6 protein-coding genes are annotated in these 2854 nt (G+C 59.7%); 5 read left to right on the forward strand and 1 reads right to left on the reverse strand.

Annotated elements, in window-relative coordinates; translation table 11 throughout:
* Together QMX88_RS29140 and QMX88_RS29145 are read left to right on the forward strand one after the other, a co-directional pair.
* A partial coding sequence (locus tag QMX88_RS29140) for a hypothetical protein (protein WP_442969508.1) occupies nucleotides 1–209 on the forward strand: 209 nt, incomplete at its 5' end.
* Nucleotides 210–389: 180 nt separating this feature from the next.
* On the forward strand, nucleotides 390–671 hold the full coding sequence (locus QMX88_RS29145) for a hypothetical protein (RefSeq protein WP_065987192.1): 282 nt from the start codon (nucleotides 390–392) through the stop codon (nucleotides 669–671).
* A 56-nt stretch (nucleotides 672–727) separates the two neighbouring features.
* Here QMX88_RS29145 and QMX88_RS29150 read toward each other — a convergent pair whose 3' ends face one another.
* Entirely contained in the window at nucleotides 728–1084 is a 357-nt protein-coding gene (locus tag QMX88_RS29150) for a hypothetical protein (RefSeq protein WP_122534636.1), read from the reverse strand.
* Between the two features lie 203 nt (nucleotides 1085–1287).
* Between QMX88_RS29150 and QMX88_RS29155 the strand changes: the two genes are divergently transcribed.
* The 3 genes from QMX88_RS29155 to alkB all read left to right on the forward strand — a co-directional run bounded on the left by QMX88_RS29155 (nucleotide 1288) and on the right by alkB (nucleotide 2576).
* Entirely contained in the window at nucleotides 1288–1593 is a 306-nt protein-coding gene (locus QMX88_RS29155; protein ID WP_037010615.1) for a DUF1883 domain-containing protein, read from the forward strand.
* Nucleotides 1594–1689: 96 nt separating this feature from the next.
* Entirely contained in the window at nucleotides 1690–1869 is a 180-nt protein-coding gene (locus tag QMX88_RS29160) for a hypothetical protein (RefSeq protein ID WP_192172114.1), read from the forward strand.
* Nucleotides 1870–1898: 29 nt separating this feature from the next.
* Nucleotides 1899–2576, forward strand: coding sequence for a DNA oxidative demethylase AlkB (gene alkB / locus QMX88_RS29165; RefSeq protein WP_282373723.1), 678 nt, complete (start codon nucleotides 1899–1901; stop codon nucleotides 2574–2576).
* The last annotated feature ends 278 nt before the right edge of the window (nucleotides 2577–2854 follow it).

Here is a 2854-nt window from a genome sequence, read left to right on the forward strand (position 1 = left end):
GAATTACTAATCGAGACGAGTCGATGTCTGAAGTCAAAAGCGTGAACGGTTACCAGATCAAAAAGCTCCAGGACGGCCAGTGGTGGCTGGTCGGCCACGACGGTGAAGCCGTGGCAGGCCCGTTCTCCAGCGAGAGCAGCGCCATCGAAGTCGCCGCCGTGTTCGAAGACACGCCAGCCCCGCGTCGTCGGGCTGACAAGAAGGACTGATCAGGCGGCCCGGCCCGCTCCGCAATGGAGTGCGGCCGAGGCCTCTCCTTCGCAGATTCGGCCACGGATATCGCCGAGCAAGTCCTGCAAAAAATCTACGGTGATGCCGGAACGATGGCACCGCCTCTCAGTCTCAGACTAGCAATTCCCACACCGGCCCTCATCGCGAAGCATTCCACCATGATCAAGATCTTATCCGTCATTGCTGTACTGGCCCTGACCGGCTGCGCGACTGCGCAGAACACTTACCTCAAAGACGGCAAGCAGGCGTTGAGCATCGACTGCTCCGGCGAAGCCATGTCCTGGGCCGCCTGCTACGAAAAGGCTGACGCTTCCTGTGCGGGCACCGGCTACAACATCGTCAGCACCAACGGCACGCCGCAACCCAAGGAAGACGACAAGACCCTGGGTGTCGATGTCGGCAACTATAAAAACCGCACAGTGCTGGTGGTCTGCAAATAACGTCTCGACCGTCTAACCGTTGAACCGCGTCACCCTTGATTCGCCCCGCAATCGCGTCACTCGCCCGAGATACAGGCCGTCACGGCGTGCTGCACGTCCTTGGGCCGCAGGGGGTTGTTCGACAGGCGTTCGAACAGCTTGATCGAGCTGCCGCTGGAGCGGGTCTCGATGTCGACGATGGCAGCAGGGTCACTGGTCAGCAACTTCTGTGGAACGATGATGCGCAGGCCCTCTTTGTGCGGCTCGATCTGCGGCGGCTTGCGGCTGTCAGAGATGCGTCCGACAAAGCACGCGGCATAATCCTTCGGCGACTTGCCGGACATGACGCTCATGGTCGCCGGGGTGTGTTCGATGTCCGTAACTGTGGCGCAACCGGTCATCGCCAGGGCCAGAATAACAACCGCCAATTTCATACAATCCCTCCAGTAAAGGTGCTTACGACAAGCCCGACCCGGATTAAATCCCGCGCGTGTGCTTTTTTAACTGCCAGCCTGGCGGTCAGCCTTGCGTCGATTCAAGCGAGTCCACGATCAATAAAACCCGCCGGGAAGATCAATGCCCAGGCTCGTCGTGCTATGGTTTCGGGTTTTCGAGAACGCTGTCTCCGGAGACACCCATGAAATTCGTACACCAGCGCGAGCACCTCAACGAAGACGACATGGTCGTCATCGAATGCTCCCAGCTTTGCAACATACGCCTGATGAGTGATGCCAACTTCCGCAGCTTCAAAAACGGCGGTCGTCACACTTACCACGGCGGCGCGTTTGACCGTTTCCCCGCCAAAATCGCGGTGCCCAGCACCGGCTTCTGGAACATCACCATTGACACCGCCGGCCGCAAGCTCGACAGCCATGGCGGGCGCAAGACTGCCTTCACCCATTCGATCAAAATCGTTCGCCGCTCGTCCTCGCGTCTGAGCTGATGCGCTATTGAGCCAAAGCGCCATTGAACACCGGCTGGCGTGAAATCTTTGTATTTTTTTTGCGAACATCCGGTCAGTTTTTTCCAGGAGTAAAATGTGAGCACCCCTGCCCCCGTCGTCAAATACGCAATCAGCTACAAGCTCAACGGCGAGCGTCGTTTCGAGTTTGCCCTGTTGCAGTCGCCCTCCGCCGATGAGGCCCTGGCCGCCCTGCAGAAGATGCACGGCGACAGCACCGATGTCATCAGCGATGTGAAGGTCAGCAAAGCGCTGTAGCCGAAATCTGATTGGGGAAGCCCATGGTGATGCAGCGCAAAGGCACGACGCCGGCGACGTTTGATCTGTTCGCGGAGGATACGCCGCAACCGCCTTCACATGAGCAGATCGGGCCGGCGTCGTTTGTGTTTCGTGGCTTCGCTTTGCCTTTCATCGAGTCATTGCTGCCTGCGCTGGAGTCGGTGCTGACCCAGGCGCCGTTCCGCCATATGGTCACGCCCGGTGGTTACACGATGTCGGTGGCGTTGAGCAGTTGCGGGGACTTCGGCTGGACCACTGACCGAAGTGGCTATAAATATTCCCCCATCGATCCGCTCACGGGTGAGCCATGGCCAGCGATGCCTGAGGTGTTCATGGAGCTGGCGGTGGCGGCGGCTTCAGCTGCCGGGTTTGCGGGGTTTGTGCCGGATGCGTGTCTGATCAATCGTTACATCCCCGGAGCCAAGATGTCGCTTCATCAGGATAAGGATGAGCGCGGTTTGGAGTGGCCGGTGGTGTCGGTTTCGCTGGGCTTGCCGGCGATGTTTTTGTTTGGCGGGCTTGGGCGCAGTGATCCGACTCAGCGGGTGCCGTTGTTTCATGGGGATGTGGTGGTGTGGGGCGGGGTTGATCGGCTGCGCTTTCATGGGGTGTTGCCGATTCGGCAGGCGGAGCATCCGCAGTTGGGGGAGCAGCGGATTAATTTTACGTTTCGCAAGGCGCGGTGATCATCGGGGCTGTTGTTGAGGATCAAAAGCGTCTGCCTGGGGGCAGACGGTTTCGCCTTCGGCGAGTTACTTGATAAAGCCCCAAGTAACCAAGGGCCTGTGCTCCTGGCTAGGCCCCTCCTGCGTCGGGGTTCCTTCACTCCGGCCTCGCTCCGTGGGCCCGCGCCGAACGGGCATCCATGCCCTGACGGCGCTCTCGCCGCATCCATGCGGCTCGGCCCACTGCGCGAGACCTGCGTTCAGCCTGCACCCAAGTCGCGATTGGCGGTGAATGGACA

This window comes from Pseudomonas sp. PS02290, assembly GCF_029960075.1.
In the GTDB taxonomy this organism is placed as follows: domain Bacteria; phylum Pseudomonadota; class Gammaproteobacteria; order Pseudomonadales; family Pseudomonadaceae; genus Aquipseudomonas.

What these genes read in the sequence shown, in the direction of transcription:
- QMX88_RS29150 (WP_122534636.1), bottom strand. Translation starts at nt 1,084, where the DNA reads ATGAAATTGGCGGTTGTTATTCTGGCCCTGGCGATGACCGGTTGCGCC.
- QMX88_RS29155 (WP_037010615.1), top strand. Translation starts at nt 1,288, where the DNA reads ATGAAATTCGTACACCAGCGCGAGCACCTCAACGAAGACGACATGGTC.
- QMX88_RS29145 (WP_065987192.1), top strand. Translation starts at nt 390, where the DNA reads ATGATCAAGATCTTATCCGTCATTGCTGTACTGGCCCTGACCGGCTGC.
- alkB (WP_282373723.1), top strand. Translation starts at nt 1,899, where the DNA reads ATGCAGCGCAAAGGCACGACGCCGGCGACGTTTGATCTGTTCGCGGAG.